This window comes from Pseudomonas sp. 30_B (assembly GCF_017491605.1).
GTDB lineage: Bacteria > Pseudomonadota > Gammaproteobacteria > Pseudomonadales > Pseudomonadaceae > Pseudomonas.
Genome location: NZ_JAFGYY010000536.1, coordinates 1 through 238, shown reverse-complemented (window position 1 = coordinate 238; position 238 = coordinate 1). Strand labels below are relative to the sequence as shown.

The 238-nt window shown below is 68.1% G+C and carries 1 protein-coding gene; it reads left to right on the top strand.

Annotation, left to right across the window (positions count from 1 at the left end):
• A partial coding sequence (locus J5M67_RS29380; RefSeq protein WP_207888775.1) for a sulfatase-like hydrolase/transferase occupies window positions 1-238 on the top strand: 238 nt, incomplete at both ends.

The following is a 238-nucleotide window of genomic DNA, read 5'->3' as shown; positions in this document are numbered from 1 at the left end:
ACCGCCGGGCGCTCCACCTTCATCACCGGCCAGGCTTCGCTGCGCACCGGCCTGACCAAGGTCGGCATCCCCGGTTCGCCGGTGGGCCTGCAGGCCCGCGACATCACGCTGGCCCAGGCGCTCAAGGCCCACGGCTATGCCACCGGCCAATTCGGCAAGAACCACCTGGGCGACCGCGACGAGTACCTGCCCACCAACCACGGTTTCGACGAGTTCTTCGGCAACCTCTACCACCTCA